The sequence below is a fragment of the Pseudomonas sp. Snoq117.2 genome, assembly GCF_900110545.1.
GTDB lineage: Bacteria > Pseudomonadota > Gammaproteobacteria > Pseudomonadales > Pseudomonadaceae > Chryseomonas > Chryseomonas benzopyrenica.
Window position 1 is genome coordinate 1,099,297 of sequence record NZ_FOED01000001.1, and the last position, 15,233, is coordinate 1,114,529.

Annotated in this window: 12 protein-coding genes; 8 read left to right on the top strand and 4 right to left on the bottom strand. The window is 66.3% G+C overall.

Translation table 11 applies throughout. The annotated features are described in order from the left end of the window. Nucleotides 1-7: 7 nt before the first annotated feature. Together BMZ43_RS05405 and BMZ43_RS05410 are read left to right on the top strand one after the other, a co-directional pair. Nucleotides 8-475 (top strand): hypothetical protein, encoded by a 468-nt coding sequence (locus BMZ43_RS05405; RefSeq protein ID WP_064307959.1) that lies wholly within the window; start codon nucleotides 8-10, stop codon nucleotides 473-475. Between the two features lie 100 nt (nucleotides 476-575). Beyond that, the gene (locus BMZ43_RS05410; RefSeq protein WP_017642549.1) at nucleotides 576-896 is read left to right on the top strand and encodes a hypothetical protein; all 321 of its coding nucleotides are present in this window, start codon (nucleotides 576-578) and stop codon (nucleotides 894-896) included. A 19-nt stretch (nucleotides 897-915) separates the two neighbouring features. On the opposite strand, the gene lptG is transcribed toward BMZ43_RS05410, so the two are convergent. Both lptG and lptF read right to left on the bottom strand, forming a co-directional pair. After that, on the bottom strand, nucleotides 916-1,977 hold the full coding sequence (gene lptG / locus BMZ43_RS05415; protein WP_017642550.1) for an LPS export ABC transporter permease LptG: 1,062 nt from the start codon (nucleotides 1,975-1,977) through the stop codon (nucleotides 916-918). After that, nucleotides 1,974-3,086 (bottom strand): LPS export ABC transporter permease LptF, encoded by a 1,113-nt coding sequence (lptF, locus tag BMZ43_RS05420; RefSeq protein ID WP_017642551.1) that lies wholly within the window; start codon nucleotides 3,084-3,086, stop codon nucleotides 1,974-1,976. The genes lptG and lptF overlap by 4 nt, the downstream gene beginning before the upstream one ends. 171 nt (nucleotides 3,087-3,257) lie before the next feature. Between lptF and BMZ43_RS05425 the strand changes: the two genes are divergently transcribed. The 5 genes from BMZ43_RS05425 (at nucleotide 3,258) to BMZ43_RS05445 (ending at nucleotide 9,032) form a co-directional block, all read left to right on the top strand. Next, the gene (locus BMZ43_RS05425; protein WP_093250692.1) at nucleotides 3,258-4,757 is read left to right on the top strand and encodes a leucyl aminopeptidase; all 1,500 of its coding nucleotides are present in this window, start codon (nucleotides 3,258-3,260) and stop codon (nucleotides 4,755-4,757) included. 210 nt (nucleotides 4,758-4,967) lie between these two features. Next, nucleotides 4,968-5,396 (top strand): DNA polymerase III subunit chi, encoded by a 429-nt coding sequence (locus BMZ43_RS05430; protein ID WP_093250695.1) that lies wholly within the window; start codon nucleotides 4,968-4,970, stop codon nucleotides 5,394-5,396. Between the two features lie 4 nt (nucleotides 5,397-5,400). Continuing rightward, nucleotides 5,401-5,763, top strand: coding sequence for a hypothetical protein (locus BMZ43_RS05435; protein WP_017642554.1), 363 nt, complete (start codon nucleotides 5,401-5,403; stop codon nucleotides 5,761-5,763). A gap of 87 nt (nucleotides 5,764-5,850) precedes the next feature. Beyond that, nucleotides 5,851-8,682 carry a valine--tRNA ligase gene (locus BMZ43_RS05440; protein ID WP_093250699.1) on the top strand — a complete coding sequence of 944 codons (2,832 nt, stop codon included), beginning with the start codon at nucleotides 5,851-5,853 and terminating at the stop codon, nucleotides 8,680-8,682. A 53-nt stretch (nucleotides 8,683-8,735) separates the two neighbouring features. Then, nucleotides 8,736-9,032 (top strand): winged helix-turn-helix domain-containing protein, encoded by a 297-nt coding sequence (locus BMZ43_RS05445; RefSeq protein ID WP_017642556.1) that lies wholly within the window; start codon nucleotides 8,736-8,738, stop codon nucleotides 9,030-9,032. Nucleotides 9,033-9,035: 3 nt separating this feature from the next. Here BMZ43_RS05445 and BMZ43_RS05450 read toward each other — a convergent pair whose 3' ends face one another. Then, nucleotides 9,036-9,350: a YqfO family protein gene (locus BMZ43_RS05450; protein ID WP_017642557.1), complete on the bottom strand. Its 315-nt coding sequence runs from the start codon at nucleotides 9,348-9,350 to the stop codon at nucleotides 9,036-9,038. 102 nt (nucleotides 9,351-9,452) lie between these two features. Next, nucleotides 9,453-13,352 carry a phosphoribosylformylglycinamidine synthase gene (purL, locus tag BMZ43_RS05455; protein ID WP_093250703.1) on the bottom strand — a complete coding sequence of 1,300 codons (3,900 nt, stop codon included), beginning with the start codon at nucleotides 13,350-13,352 and terminating at the stop codon, nucleotides 9,453-9,455. Between the two features lie 316 nt (nucleotides 13,353-13,668). Here purL and mltF point away from each other — a divergent pair, with 316 nt between their 5' ends. Beyond that, nucleotides 13,669-15,153, top strand: a complete 1,485-nt coding sequence (mltF, locus tag BMZ43_RS05460; RefSeq protein WP_093250707.1) for a membrane-bound lytic murein transglycosylase MltF — start codon at nucleotides 13,669-13,671, stop codon at nucleotides 15,151-15,153. Nucleotides 15,154-15,233: the final 80 nt, after the last annotated feature.

Genomic DNA, 15,233 nt, shown 5'->3' on the forward strand with positions numbered 1-15,233 from the left:
CCGGAAGATGCGCCTGAGCCCTTCCCTGCTACTCGTCCTGCTGCTGACCCTGGGTGGCTGCGCCGTGCAGCGACCCACCCAGCCAGCGAGTGCGGGTGTCGACCTGAATCGCTCGCCCAGCTGGACGTTGCAGGCCCGGTTGCACAGCGCCCTCTATGGCTGCGAGTTGCTGGTGCTGCATGGCAACAACGCCCGCTTGGCGGGCGAACAAGGGCGGCTGGCGGACTTTCGTCAGCGGCTGAGCAGTTGCCAGACCCAGGCCGCTGCCGAAGAGAAGTCTGCTACGGACCAATTACCCGCCGGCCAGGATTGGCGGCTGCGCAATGCGCAGAAAGCCTACTTGGCCATCTGGCAGGGCTATCTGGCGGGGCTAACCATCGATCATCCAGCCGACTTGCAGCAGAAGCAGTCTTATCTTAAGGCGCGATCAGCGCTGCTCGACGTGGCGACAGGAGCAGCCGGACATCCGCGCTGAGCCCCGGAAACGATCGGATAGCCAGCTGACCACCGGCAGCTGAAACGCAAGGGCAAAGCGTGCAATAGTAAGACATCGATACGGACGCGAGATCTTGCACATGGAAACGCTCTCCCCCCTCTCTCAGGTGGCGGTCAAGGACCTGGAAACGGCCCAGACCCCCGCCCGCTTCTCCACCGCCTTCATCGAGCGCCTGCTCTCGCGTTGCGAGACGCGCATGGACGAGATGGACGCCTGCCCCGACATGAGCGCTGATCTGCGCCTGATCCACATGCAGAACGTCGATCTGCTGGTGCGTACCGTGGTGGGCGAATGCCGCCATCGGGATCAGATCCGCCGCGTGCAGCGCATCCTGAGCTTCTGCGAAGCCCACGCCGGCTGGCTGCAGCCGCAACCGGTCGTGAGCAAGGGCGCCGCCTAGCGGACGGCGCCGCCGGGCCCTAGCCGGCCCGGCGCAGCAACAGGATCCCAGCCACGGCGCAGAGCAGCGCCGGTGCCAGCACGGCCAGCAGCGGCGAGAAGCCGAACACCAGGCTGGACGGTCCCAGCAGGTCCTGGAAGATGCGCAGGGCGAAGCCGATGATCACCCCGGTGAAGATCCGCTGGCCCAGGGTCACCGAGCGCAGCGGGCCGAAGATGAAGGAGATCGCCATCAGCACCAGGGCGGCGGTCACCAGCGGCTGGAAGATCTTCGACCAGAACGCCAGCCAGTAGCTCTTGTTGCTCAGCCCCTGATCGGCCAGGTAGTGGATGTACCACCACAGCCCGGAGATCGACAGCGCATCCGGCTCCATGATCACGGTATCGAGCACCTGCGGGGTCAGCTCGACGTTCCAGATCACCTTGGGCTCCTGACGCACGCTGGTCTGGCGATTGCCGAAGTCGGTGATGCTGACGTTTTCCAGCTCCCAGTGATCGCCACGATAGATACCGCGCTGGGCGAAGCTGGATTGCAGCAGATGGCGATTGTCGTCGAATTCGTAGCGCGTCACGCCCAGCAGCAGGCCATTGGGCTGCACGGCGTTGACGTGGGTGTACTCGTGGCCCTGGCGATGCCAGAGGCCATGACGCGAACTCTGCGCCTTGCCGGCGCTCTGCGCCAGGGCACGACCGCTCTGCGCCAGGTTCTCCGACCAGGGCGCCACGTACTCGCCGACCAGGATGCCGGCGATGAGCAGCACGAACATCGGCTTCATCACCGCCCAGACGATGCGCCCCAGGGAAACCCCAGCGGCACGCATCACGATCAGCTCGCTGCTGCTGGCCAGGGTGCCCAGGCCGATCAGGCAGCCAATCAGCGCCGCCATGGGCAGCATCTCGTAGGCTCGCCGCGGCGAGGTGAGCAGGACGAACTTGAGCGCCTCGGCGACGCCGTAGTTGTCGTCGAAGTCACCGAGCTGGTCGATGAAGGCGAACAGCAGGGCCAGACCAACGATCACACCCAGCACCGCGAGGATGCTGACGAAGACGGTGCGCCCTATGTACCAATCGAGCTTGTTCATGCCGCTACCTCCGGCTTGCGACCGCGCAGACGCGCCTTGAGCGGTTCCCAGAAGGCCAGCAGCAGCCCCAGCACCAGGAACAGCAGGTGCACGCCCCACAGACCGATGGCCGGCGGCAGGCGGCCTTTATCCAGGGCGCCGCGGGCGGCGATCAGCAGCGACAGGTAGGCCATGTACAGCAGGATCGCCGGCAGCAGCTTGAGGAAACGGCCCTGACGCGGATTGACCTTGGCCAAGGGCACGGCGATGAGAGTCACGACGAACACCAGGATTGGCAGCGACAGCCGCCATTGCAGCTCGCCGCGATACTGCAGCTCGTTGCTGCGCATGAGTTCACCGGTGGTGACGGCATCACGCTCGCTGATGTCCTCGCTGACCGCAGGCTTGGGCAGGAGCACGCCATAGGTCTCGTACTGCACGGCGCGGTAATCGGCCTGGCCCGGCACGCCGTCGTAGCGGAAGCCGTTCTGCAGGATCAGGTAGCGACTGCCGTCCGGGTGGATTTCCTGCCGCCCGGTGTCGGCCACCAGCACGCCCACGCCGCGGTCCTTGCCGCCGGCGGTGGAGGTGTTGCGCTCGGAAATGAAGACGCCGCCCAGCTGGCTGCGATCCGCCGACAGGCGCTCGGTGTAGGTGACCCGCGAATTGTCCCGCAGCGACTGGAAGCGGCCCGGTTCGAGGGTGTCGAACTCGGTCATGGCATCCTGCTGATTGAGGATGGTGGTGACCTTCTGCACGCCCAGGGGTGCCAGCGACAGACTCAGCCAGGCGACCACCAGGGCCACCACCGCGGCCGGCGCCATGCTGTAGGCCAGCAGGCGGCGCGGACTCAGGCCGGTGGCGGTGAGCACGGTCATCTCGCTGTCCAGGTACAGCCGGCCATAGGCGAGCAGGAAGCCGAGAAAGAGGCCCAGCGGCAGGATCAGCTGCAGGAAGCCGGGGATGCGGTAGGCCATGATGAGCAGGAGCACGCCCGGATCCAGCAGGCCCTGGGCCGCTTGGGCCAGGTACTTGATGAAGCGGCCGCTCATGATGATCACCAGCAGCACGGCACTGACCGCACCGAGGGTGGTGAGAACTTCTCGAGACAGATAGCGGAAGACGATCAAACAGGATTCTCCAGGGTTGTCAGGCTCTGGCGCGAACGCTCACACTAGCTCGGCTGCATGGCTTGCGTTGCAAGGCCCACCCGTTGAAGGCCGATCGCCGGGAAAGGCCCTGGCGAAAGCCCCGCATTATATCCTGCGAACTCATGTGTTTGTCTTGGGGAGCTTCTCCTAATGGAATTCGTCGTCAAAAACGCTCGTCCGGAAACCCTGAAAACCGCCACGCTGGTCGTGGCCGTCGGTGAAGGCGGTGCGCTCGACGCAGCGGCCAGCGCCGTGGACGCTGCCACTTCCGGCGCCCTGAGCGCGGCCGTCAAGCGCGGCGACATCGCCGGCAAGGCCGGCCAGACCCTGCTGCTCACCAATCTGCCCGGCATCAAGGCCGAGCGCGTGCTGCTCGTCGGTAGCGGCGCCAGCGAAGGGCTGTCCGACCGCCAGTACCGCAAGCTGGCCAGCGGCGCCCTGGGCGTGCTCAAGAGCCTGGGCGGCAGCGACGCTGCCATCGCCCTCGGCGATGTGCCGGTCAAGAATCGCGATGGTTATGCCCGCCTGCGCCTGCTGGCCGAGACCCTGGCCGATGGCGACTACGTCTTCGATCGATTCAAGAGCAAGAAGGCCGAGCCGCGGCCGCTGAAGAAGCTGACCCTGGTCACCACCAAGGCCTCCCAGCCGGAAGCCGAACGCGCCCTGGCCCATGCCCTGGCGATCACCCACGGCACCGCCTATGCCAAGGACTTCGGCAACCTGCCGCCAAACGTCTGCAACCCGGTCTATGTGGCCGATCAGGCCAAGGCCCTGGGCAAGCAGTTCAAGGACGCCGGGCTCTCCGTCGAGGTGCTCGACGAGAAGAAGATGCGCGAACTGGGCATGGGCTCCTTCCTCGCCGTGGCCCAGGGCAGCGCCCAGCCGCCGCGCCTGGTGGTGCTGCAGTACCGGGGCGGCGCCAAGAACGCCCAGCCCTACACCCTGGTCGGCAAGGGCATCACCTTCGACACCGGCGGCATCAGCATCAAGCCCAGCGCCGGCATGGACGAGATGAAGTACGACATGTGCGGCGCCGCCAGCGTCCTGGGCACCTTCCGCGCCCTCATGGAGCTCAAGCCAGCGATCAACGTGGTGGGTCTGCTGGCCCTGGCCGAGAACATGCCCAGCGGCACCGCCACCCGCCCGGGTGACATCGTCACCAGCATGAGCGGTCAGACCATCGAGATCCTCAACACCGACGCCGAAGGCCGCCTGGTGCTGTGCGACACCCTCACCTACGCCGAGCGCTTCCAGCCCAAGGCGGTGATCGACATTGCCACCCTCACCGGCGCCTGCATCACCGCCCTGGGTTCGCTGGTCTCGGGCCTGATGGGCAACGACGATGCGCTGATCGACCAGGTCAAGCAGGCCGGCGATCGCGCCGACGACCGCGTCTGGCAACTGCCGCTGCACGAGGAGTACCAGGAGCAGCTGGACAGCCCCTTCGCCGACATGGCCAACATCGGCGGTCCCAAGGCCGGCACCATCACCGCGGGCTGCTTCCTGGCGCGCTATGCCAAGGCCTATCCCTGGGCGCACCTGGACGTGGCCGGCACCGCCTGGATCAGCGGCGGCAAGGACAAGGCCGCCACCGGTCGCCCGGTACCGCTGCTGGTGCAATATCTGCTCGACCGCAGCAACGAGGCCTAAGGCCTGCTCAAAGTCTGCTGCGCGTCGGCCAAACGGCGTTGAAAAGACCTTCGGAATGCTCATTTACTCTTTGTAAACTCCGCTTCCTCAGGTCTTTTCGCCTTGTTTGGCTCTAGCTCGCGAGACTTTGAACACGCGCTAACGCCTATAGAGGCCGCGACGCCCCTACGTCGCGGCCTTGCCGTTCCCCTCCCCTCGCCGTGACCGCCCATGACCCGTGTCGATTTCTATGTTCTGCCTTCCACCGATCCCGCGGCGCGGCTGGCCTTTGCCTGCCGGCTGGTGGACAAGGCCTGGAAGCAGGGCATGCCGGTCTATGTGCATTGCGCCGACGCCGAGCAGCGCCAGCGCCTGGACGAACAGCTATGGGCCTTCCGTCCCGACAGCTTCATTCCCCACGACTTGGCGGAAACCGCCAGTGACAGTCCGGTGGTGCTGGGCCTGACCACGACCGCCGAGCAAACGGGCGAACTGCTGATCAACCTCAGCCTGGCCCCGCCGCCCTGCCATGCGGGTTTCGCCCGGATCGCCGAAGTGGTCGTCGAAGCCCCCGACGTGCGCCAGGCGATGCGCGAAGGTTTTCGCTTCTACCGCAAGCTTGGCTATGCTCTACAGGACCATCAGCTGTCACGTGTCTGATTTCATGACCAGCACCAAGCCTCCCGCGCACGTCCTGCAAGACCTCGAAGCCATCCGCCAGGTGCTCGACAAGAGTCGCAACACGATTCATCCGAGCAGCGCCGATGGCATCCCCATCCTCTCCGACGTCATCGCGCCCAGCGCCGAGCGCCTCAAGGCCATCCCGCCGCTGCTCGACCAGATCGTGCCGGACGCCATCGAAGAGGTGACGCCCAGCGCGCCCCATGAAGACCTGGCCCACGTCCGCCTGCACCAGGAGGCGCCGGCCATCCTGCAGGAACTGCTCGACGAGCAGTTGCCGCGCCTGGAGGCCGAGTTGCAGCGCCGTCTGCAGCGGCGACTGGAAGAACTGCTGCAGCGTCCCTGAGCGCGGGGCGCCAAGGCGCCCTGCCGTCGGCCGGCGGGAGTCGCTATACTCGGAGGCTTTCCTCTTCCAGCGACAAAAGCCCCCTCCATGGACAAGACCTACCAGCCGCACGCCATCGAAACCTCCTGGTACCAGACCTGGGAACGCCAGGGCTACTTCGCGCCCCAGGGGTCGGGCGAGCCCTACACCATCATGATCCCGCCGCCGAACGTGACCGGCAGCCTGCACATGGGCCATGGCTTCAACAACGCCATCATGGACGCCCTGATCCGCTTCCGCCGCATGCAGGGTCGCAACACCCTCTGGCAGCCGGGCACCGACCACGCCGGCATCGCCACCCAGATGCTGGTGGAGCGCCGCATCGGTGCCGAGGGCCTGTCGCGCCATGACCTGGGCCGGGAAAAATTCCTGGAGAAGGTCTGGGAATGGAAGAATGAATCCGGTGGCAACATCAGCCGGCAGATCCGCCGCCTGGGCTCCTCGGTGGACTGGTCGCGCGAGCGCTTCACCATGGACGACGGCCTCTCCGAGGCGGTCAAGGAAGCCTTCGTGCGCCTGCACGAGGACGGCCTGATCTATCGCGGCAAGCGCCTGGTCAACTGGGACACCAAGCTGCACACCGCCATTTCCGACCTGGAAGTGGAAAGCCATGACGAGAAGGGCCACCTCTGGCACCTGCGCTATCCCCTGGCGGACGGTGCCCGCACCGCCGAGGGCATGGACCATCTGGTGGTCGCCACCACCCGCCCCGAGACCCTGCTGGGCGATGCCGCCGTGGCCGTGCACCCGGAAGATCCGCGCTACAAGGATCTGATCGGCCAGTACGTCGAGCTGCCCCTGGTGGGCCGTCGCATCCCCATCGTCGGCGACGACTACTGCGACCCCGAATTCGGCACCGGCTGCGTCAAGATCACCCCGGCCCACGACTTCAACGACTATGAAGTCGGCAAGCGCCACAACCTGCCGCTGATCAACATCTTCGATGCCGACGCGGCCGTCCTACCCGGTGCCCAGGTGTTCAACCTGGACGGCAGCGTCAACGGCATGTTCGACGCCACCCTGCCCGCCGCCTACGCCGGCCTGGATCGCTTCGAGGCGCGCAAGCGCATCGTCGCCGATCTGGAGGCCGCCGGCCGCCTGGAAAAGATCGACGACCACGCCCTCAAGGTACCCAAGGGCGACCGCTCCGGCACCGTGATCGAGCCCTGGCTGACCGACCAGTGGTACGTCTCCACCAAGCCCTTGGCCGAGAAGGCCATCGCCGTGGTCGAGAGCGGTGAGGTGCAATTCGTGCCCAAGCAGTACGAGAACATGTACTTCAGCTGGATGCGCGACATCCAGGACTGGTGCATCAGCCGCCAGCTCTGGTGGGGCCACCGCATTCCCGCCTGGTACGACCAGGCCGGCAACGTCTACGTCGGTCGCGACGAGGCCGAGGTACGCGCCAAGCACAACCTGGGTGACATCGCCCTGCGCCAGGACGACGATGTCCTGGACACCTGGTTCAGTTCCGGCCTGTGGACCTTCTCCACCCTGGGCTGGCCCGAGCAGACCGAGGCGCTGAAGACCTTCCACCCCACCGACGTGCTGGTCACCGGCTTCGACATCATCTTCTTCTGGGTCGCCCGGATGATCATGCTGTCCACCCACCTGACCGGGCAGATTCCGTTCAAGACCGTCTACGTCCACGGCCTGGTGCGCGATGGCCAGGGCCAGAAGATGTCCAAGTCCAAGGGCAACGTGCTCGACCCACTGGACATCGTCGACGGCATCGACCTGGACACCCTGCTGCAGAAGCGCACCAGCGGCCTGATGCAGCCCAAGCTGGCCGAGAAGATCGCCAAGCAGACCCGTGCCGAGTTCCCGGATGGCATCGCCAGCTACGGCACCGATGCCCTGAGATTCACCTTCTGCTCCCTGGCCACCACCGGCCGCGACGTCAAGTTCGACATGGGTCGCGTCGAGGGCTATCGCAACTTCTGCAACAAGCTGTGGAACGCGGCGAACTTCGTCATGGAGAACGTCGAGGGCCAGGATACTGGCGTCAACGACGAACCTGTCGAGCTGTCCTCGGTGGATCGCTGGATCATCTCCCAGCTGCAGCGCACCGAGGCCGAGGTGACCCGTCAGCTCGACGCCTTCCGCTTCGACCTGGCCACTCAGGCCCTCTATGAATTCGTCTGGGACGAGTACTGTGCCTGGTACCTGGAGCTGGTCAAGCCGGTGCTGTGGGACGAGAACGCCTCCATCGAGCGCCAGCGCGGTACCCGCCGCACTCTGGCGCGGGTCCTGGAAGTGGTACTGCGCCTGGCGCACCCCTTCATGCCCTTCATCACCGAGGAAATCTGGCAGCGCCTCAAGGCGCCGGCCGGTGTCCAGGGTGAGACGCTGATGCTGCAGCCCTGGCCGGTAGCCAACGAGGCGCGCATCGACGCCGCCGCCGAAGGCGACATCGAGTGGGTCAAGGCGCTGATGCTGGGCGTGCGGCAGATCCGCGGCGAGATGAAGATTTCCATGGCCAAGCGCATCGACATCATCGTCGCCAATGCCAGTGCCGAGGACCAGCGCCGCCTGGCCGACTTCGAGCCGCTGCTGAACAAGCTGGCCAAGTTGGAATCGGTCCGCATGCTGGCCGCCGGCGAGGAAGCGCCGATGTCCGCCACCACCCTGGTGGGCGAGATGGAAGTGCTGGTGCCCATGGCCGGGCTGATCGACAAGGACGCGGAACTGGCGCGCCTGGACAAGGAGATCGGCCGCCTGGAAGGCGAGGTCAAGCGCGTCGGCGGCAAGCTGGGCAACGAAGGCTTCGTCGCCAAGGCGCCTGCCGAAGTGCTGGAGAAGGAGCGTGCCAAACTGGCAGAAGCCGAACAGGCCCTGGCCAAGATGGTGGACCAGCGGCAGCGCATCGCTACCCTCTGATGCCCCTGAAGCCCACCCTCGCGGTGGGCTTTTTATTGCCTAGGACGATTCTCATGGATGTGAGCAAGACCAAGACCAGTTTCTATCGCCGGCTCTATGTGGCCTGGCTGGTGGCCAGCGGCACCGCCACCAGCGTGCCCGCGCTGATGGCCGCCACCGGCATGCCGCGGCGTACGGCCCAGGACACCCTGCTGGCGCTGGCCGATCTGGATATCGACTGTCAGTTCGTGCAGGGCGACGGCGCGCGCAACAACGCGGGCGGCTACGAGGTCCGCGATTGGGGCGCGGTGGATCCGCGCTGGGTCGAGCGTGAGCTTGCACGGATCAAGACCGTTCTCGGCTATCCCTGACGACTAGAAATCCAGCACCTGCACCACGTCGTAGGCCGGCGTTTCATAGGGATGCGCCTCCTTGAGCGCCGCCACGGCCTGGCGGGCGACCTGCTCATCGGCCAGTACCAGCTCCACTCGCCATTCCGTTAGCTGTTCGAGACTGCCCTGCTCGCCCAGGTGCGGCTGGCTGCCCGCCAGTGGACGGAATTGACCGAGGCCCTGGACCTGCCAGCAGCAACTGTCATAGAGCCCGATGCGGCCACCGCCCACAGCAAAGATCGCCTGCTTGACGGCATCGAGGTGCGAGTCGGGGACGTAGAAACACAGCTTGAACATCGAGGACTCCGGAGACGCTGGACGGTCCCTTCAGCTTAAACCCTTCCCAGAAAGACGAAACCCGCGCCGAGGCGCGGGTTTCGTCAGACGCGAGCCGAGGACTCAGTCCACCCAGACCCGCGCATTGCGGAACAGGCGCATCCAGCCGCCGTCCTCGCCCTGCCAGTCGGCCGGGATCCAGGAGTTCTGTACGGCGCGGAAGCAGCGCTCGGGGTGCGGCATCATCAGCAGCACTCGACCGTCCTGGCTGGACAGACCGGTGATGCCCAGCGGCGAGCCGTTGGGGTTGGCCGGGTAGGCCTCGGTGACCTTGCTGTGACCGTCGACATAGCGCAGCGCCACGGTGCCGGAGACGTCAGCGGCGACCAGCGCCTGCTGGTTCGGGTATTCGGCGAAGCCTTCGCCATGGGCGATGGCGATGGGCAGCCGCGACCCGGCCATGCCAGCGAGGAACAGCGAGGGCGAATCCTGCACCTGGACCATGGCCACCCGCGCCTCGAACTGCTCGGAGCGGTTGCGCACGAAGCGCGGCCAGAATTCGCTGCCGGGCACCAGCTCGCGCAGGTTGGCGACCATCTGGCAGCCGTTGCACACGCCGAGGGTGAAGGTATCGGTGCGCTCGAAGAACTGCTGGAAGCCGTCGCGGGCCCGGGCGTTGAACAGGATGGACTTGGCCCAACCACCGCCGGCGCCGAGGACGTCACCATAGGAGAAGCCGCCACAGGCGACCACGCCCTTGAAGTCCGCCAGGTCGATGCGACCGGAGAGGATGTCGCTCATGTGCACGTCGATGGCGGCGAAGCCGGCGCGATCGAAGGCCGCGCCCATCTCCACCTGACCGTTGACGCCCTGCTCGCGCAGGATGGCGACCTGGGGCCGCACGCCCTTCTTGATGTAGGGGGCGCAGATGTCCTCGTTAGGATCATAAGCCAGCTTGGCCGACAGACCCGGATGATCCTCTTCCAGCAGAGCGTCGAATTCCTGCTGGGCGCAGTCGGCGTTGTCGCGCAGGCGCTGGATCTGGAAGCTGGTCTCGCTCCAGACGCGCTGCAGCATGCGCCGCTCGGCCCGGTAGAGATGCTCGTCGTGGTAGTGGATGTTGATCTCGTAGCCGTTGACCGGGTTGCCGATCACCGCCACGCAGTCTTCCAAACCGGCCGCGCTGAACTGGGCCAGCACCTCGTGGGTGAAGTCCTGGGGCACCTGGATGACGGCGCCCAGTTCTTCGGCGAACAGCGCCCGGGTCAGCTCGTCACGGTCGGCGGCCAGGGCGTCCAGGCGCAGGGCCAGGCCGCAGTGACCGGCGAAGGCCATTTCCACCAGGGTGGTGATGAGGCCGCCGTCGGAACGGTCGTGGTAGGCCAGCAGCAGGCCGTCCTGGTTGAGGCCCTGGATCACGGCGAAGAAGGCCTTGAGGTCTTCGGCTTCGTCGACGTCGGGAGCCTGCTGGCCGAGCTTGCCGTGGGTCTGGGCAAGGATGGAGCCGCCCAGGCGATTCTGGCCGCGGCCGAGATCGATCAGGATCAGGTCGGTCTGGCCCTTGTCCAAGCGCAGCTGGGGGGTCAGGGTGCGGCGGATGTCCTGCACCGGGGCGAAGCCGGTGATCACCAGTGACAACGGCGCGGTGACGCTCTTGTCTTCGCCACCGTCCTGCCAGCGGGTCTTCATGGACATGGAGTCCTTGCCGACCGGGATGGTGATGCCCAGCTGCGGGCACAGCTCCATGCCCACCGCCTTGACGGTTTCATAGAGGCGCGCATCTTCGCCCGGGTGGCCGGCGGCGGCCATCCAGTTGGCGGAGAGCTTGATGTCGCCGAGCTTGTCGATGCGCGCTGCGGCCAGGTTGGTGATGGTCTCGCCGATGGCCATGCGGCCGGAAGCGGGCGCGTCGAGCAGCGCCAGCGGGGTGCGCTCGCCCATGGCCATGGCTTCGCCGGTGTGGACGTCGAAGCTGGTGGCGGTCACGGCGCAGTCGGCCACCGGGACCTGCCAGGGACCGACCATCTGGTCGCGGGCGACCAGGCCGGTGATGGTGCGGTCGCCGATGGTGATCAGGAAGCTCTTGCTGGCCACGGCCGGGTGGCGCAGGACGCGCTCCACCGACTCGGTCAGGTCCAGGCCGGCGCCGTCGAAGGCGTCGCCCAGTTCGGCTTCCCGGGTGGCGCTGCGGTGCATGCGCGGCGGCTTGCCGAGCAGGACGTCCAGCGGCATGTCCACGGCGTTGTTGCCGAAGTGGCTGTCGGCCACGGTCAGCTGGCGCTCCTCGGTGGCTTCGCCGACCACGGCGAAGGGGCAGCGCTCGCGTTCGCAGATGGCCTTGAAGGTCTCGAAGTTCTCGGCGTCCACGGAGAGCACGTAGCGCTCCTGGGACTCGTTGCACCAGATCTCCAGCGGACTCATGCCCGGCTCGTCGTTCGGCACGTTGCGCAGTTCGAAGCGGCCGCCGCGACCGGCATCGTTGACCAGTTCGGGGAAGGCGTTGGACAGGCCGCCCGCGCCTACGTCATGGATGAAGGTGATGGGGTTGTTTTCGCCCAGCTGCCAGCAGCGGTCGATGACCTCCTGACAGCGGCGCTCCATTTCCGGGTTCTCGCGCTGCACCGAGGCGAAATCCAGGTCGGCGGAGCTGGCACCGGTGGACATGGACGAGGCGGCGCCGCCGCCCAGACCGATCAGCATGGCCGGACCACCGAGCACGATGAGCTTGCCGCCCACCGAGATGTCGCCCTTCTGCACGTGGTCGGCGCGGATGTTGCCCAGGCCGCCGGCGAGCATGATCGGCTTGTGGTAGCCGCGCACCTCGGGACCACGGGGGGTCTCGACCTGCTGCTCGAAGGTGCGGAAGTAGCCGGCTAGAGCCGGGCGACCGAATTCGTTGTTGAAGGCGGCGCCGCCCAGCGGGCCCTCGATCATGATGTCCAGCGGGGTGACGATGCGCTCGGGCTTGCCGTAGGGCTGCTCCCAGGGCTGCGCGAAACCGGGGATGTTCAGGTTGGAGACGGTGAAGCCGGTCAGGCCGGCCTTGGGCTTGGAGCCGCGGCCGGTGGCGCCTTCGTCGCGGATCTCGCCGCCGGAGCCGGTGGAGGCGCCGGGGAAGGGGGCGATGGCCGTCGGGTGGTTGTGGGTCTCCACCTTCATCAGGATGTGCACGGGCTGGCTGTGCGCGCCGTACTCACGGGACTCGGCGTCGGGATAGAAGCGGCCGGCGGTGAAGCCTTCCATGACCGCCGCGTTGTCCTTGTAGGCGGACAGCACGCCAGCGCGGTTCATCTCGTAGGTGTTCTTGATCATGCCGAACAGCGACTTCTCCTGGCTTTCGCCGTCGATGTCCCAGCTGGCATTGAAGATCTTGTGCCGGCAGTGCTCGGAGTTGGCCTGGGCGAACATCATGAGTTCGATGTCATGGGGATTGCGCCCCAGGGCGGTGAAGCTCTTGACCAGGTAGTCGATCTCGTCCTCGGCCAGGGCCAGGCCCAGCTCGAGGTTGGCCTGCTCCAGCGCGGCGTGACCACCGCCGAGCACGTCCACCGCGGTGAGCGGCTTGGGCGCGGCATGGCTGAAGATGTCGGCGGCGGCGTCCAGGGTCGGCAGCACGCGCTGGGTCATGCGGTCATGCAGGGCCGCGGCCAGCTGCGCGTGGGCAACGCCGTCCAGCTCGCCGGCGACATAGTAGGCCACGCCGCGCTCCAGACGCTCGATCTGCGCCAGGCCACAGTTGTGGGCGATGTCGGTGGCCTTGCTCGACCAGGGCGAGATGGTGCCCAGGCGCGGGACGATGAGGAACAGCGCGCCTTGGGGTTCTTGCTGGGGGACGCTGGGGCCGTATTGCAGCAGTCGGCCGAGGATGCCCTCTTCCTCCGCGCTCAGGGTGCCGGCGACTTCGGCGAAATGAACGAACTCGGCATAGAGCCCGGAGACACCGGGAACCAGGCGAGTCAGCTGGTCGAGAAGTTTGCCGTGACGGAACGAAGAAAGAGCGGGAGCGCCGCGCAGGATCAGCATCGGGGACAGCCTCGGGGCCAAGTCACTTTGGGGCCGTGCATTCTAGCCTAAAGGCGCGCCGGGGACACCTTCCGGCGACGAGGGTTCATGCAGCCTTACCACCATCCTTGTATGTATAAAATGGGCGCTGGGCCACTTCTCGCGTATACTGCCCGCCGTTACGGCCTGCCGCGCCCCATGGACGCGGCTCCCCATTGGGCTCAGGATAGAGCCTTTGGCCGGACCGGTGGCGCGGAGCGTCCCGACCATAACGAGTGCCCGGAGGGGCCGACCGATGAGGCGCGTCAGCAAGGCGCCAGTGCCGTTTTGATGCCGTATGGCCGAGCTAGCCCATTTGAATAGAGCCTTCAAGCGATTCGCCTGGCTTACCCTGCCCTTCCTCGCCTTGCTCATGAGCTGCGGGGAGGCCGACGTGCCTGCGCCGCCCAAGCCTACCGCGCTGGAGCAGGTGCAGCAGGCGGGAGTCCTGCGCGTGGTGACGCGCAACAGTCCGGCGACCTATTTCCAGGACCGCAACGGCGAGACCGGCTTCGAATACGAACTGGTCAAGGGCTTCGCCGAATCGCTCAAGGTACGCCTGGAAATCAGCACCGCCGACAACCTCGACGACCTCTTCAATCGCTTGACCGCGCCTGACGGGCCGGTGATCGCCGCGGCCGGCCTCACGCCTTCGATCAATCGCCAGAGTCTGAAGTTTTCCCGCAGCTATCTGGACGTGGTGCCCCAGGTCATCTATCGCAACGGCACCGTCCGCCCCAGCACGCCCAAGGACCTGGTCGGCAAGCGCATCCTGGTGCTCAAGGGCAGCAGCCAGGCCCAGCAACTAAAGGCGCTGCAGGCCCAGGTGTCGGGGCTGGCCTTCGACGAATCCGATCAGGTGGAGGTCAGCGACCTGCTGCGCATGGTCGACGAGGGCCAGATCGACCTGACCCTGGTGGATTCCAACGAACTGGCCATGAACCAGGTCTATTTCCCCAATGTGCGGGTGGCCTTCGACCTGGGCGATAACCAGGGCCAGGCCTGGGCGCTGCAGCCCGGTGAGGACAACAGCCTGCTCGACGCGGTCAACGCCTACCTGGACAAGGTCCGCCGCGACGGCACCCTGCAGCAGCTCAAGGAGCGCTACTACGGCCACGTCGACGTGCTTGGTTACGTCGGTGCCTACACCTTCGCCCAGCACCTGCAGGAACGCCTGCCCAAGTACGAGAAGCACTTCCGCAAGGTGGCGCAGAAACACCAGTTGGACTGGCGCCTGCTGGCCGCCATGGGCTACCAGGAATCGCTGTGGACGCCGGACGCCACCTCCAAGACCGGGGTACGCGGACTGATGATGCTGACCAACAACACGGCCCAGGCCATGGGGGTATCCAATCGCCTGGATCCCGAGCAGAGCATCACCGGCGGCGCCAAGTACTTCGACCAGATCCGTGACGAGCTGCCCGACAGCATCAACGAACCGGATCGCACCTGGTTCGCCCTGGCCACCTACAACATCGGCATCGCCCATATCCTCGACGCCCGCCGGCTGGCCGAATCCCAGGGCCTGGACCCGGATCGCTGGCTGGACGTGAAGAAGATGCTGCCGCGCCTGGCGCAGAAGCAGTGGTACAGCAAGACCCGCTATGGCTACGCCCGTGGTGGTGAGACGGTGCAGTTCGTGCAGAACGTGCGCCGTTATTACGACATCCTCACCTGGACCACCCAGCCGCAGATGGAAGGCCAGCAACTGGCCAAGACCGGCCTGCACGTCCCCGCCATCGCCGACGACCGTCCCGTCCGGGAAACGCCCCAGGATATGTGAGGCTGCGGCCCGGTCTTGGCGCTGACGTAGGTTGGGCTGAGGCAGCTTCACCGCCGAAGCCCAACATGCGGGCTCGACCT

What these genes read in the sequence shown, in the direction of transcription:
- BMZ43_RS05405 (WP_064307959.1), top strand. Translation starts at nt 8, where the DNA reads ATGCGCCTGAGCCCTTCCCTGCTACTCGTCCTGCTGCTGACCCTGGGT.
- BMZ43_RS05410 (WP_017642549.1), top strand. Translation starts at nt 576, where the DNA reads ATGGAAACGCTCTCCCCCCTCTCTCAGGTGGCGGTCAAGGACCTGGAA.
- lptG (WP_017642550.1), bottom strand. Translation starts at nt 1,977, where the DNA reads ATGAACAAGCTCGATTGGTACATAGGGCGCACCGTCTTCGTCAGCATC.
- BMZ43_RS05425 (WP_093250692.1), top strand. Translation starts at nt 3,258, where the DNA reads ATGGAATTCGTCGTCAAAAACGCTCGTCCGGAAACCCTGAAAACCGCC.
- BMZ43_RS05430 (WP_093250695.1), top strand. Translation starts at nt 4,968, where the DNA reads ATGACCCGTGTCGATTTCTATGTTCTGCCTTCCACCGATCCCGCGGCG.
- BMZ43_RS05435 (WP_017642554.1), top strand. Translation starts at nt 5,401, where the DNA reads ATGACCAGCACCAAGCCTCCCGCGCACGTCCTGCAAGACCTCGAAGCC.
- BMZ43_RS05440 (WP_093250699.1), top strand. Translation starts at nt 5,851, where the DNA reads ATGGACAAGACCTACCAGCCGCACGCCATCGAAACCTCCTGGTACCAG.
- BMZ43_RS05445 (WP_017642556.1), top strand. Translation starts at nt 8,736, where the DNA reads ATGGATGTGAGCAAGACCAAGACCAGTTTCTATCGCCGGCTCTATGTG.
- BMZ43_RS05450 (WP_017642557.1), bottom strand. Translation starts at nt 9,350, where the DNA reads ATGTTCAAGCTGTGTTTCTACGTCCCCGACTCGCACCTCGATGCCGTC.
- purL (WP_093250703.1), bottom strand. Translation starts at nt 13,352, where the DNA reads ATGCTGATCCTGCGCGGCGCTCCCGCTCTTTCTTCGTTCCGTCACGGC.
- mltF (WP_093250707.1), top strand. Translation starts at nt 13,669, where the DNA reads ATGGCCGAGCTAGCCCATTTGAATAGAGCCTTCAAGCGATTCGCCTGG.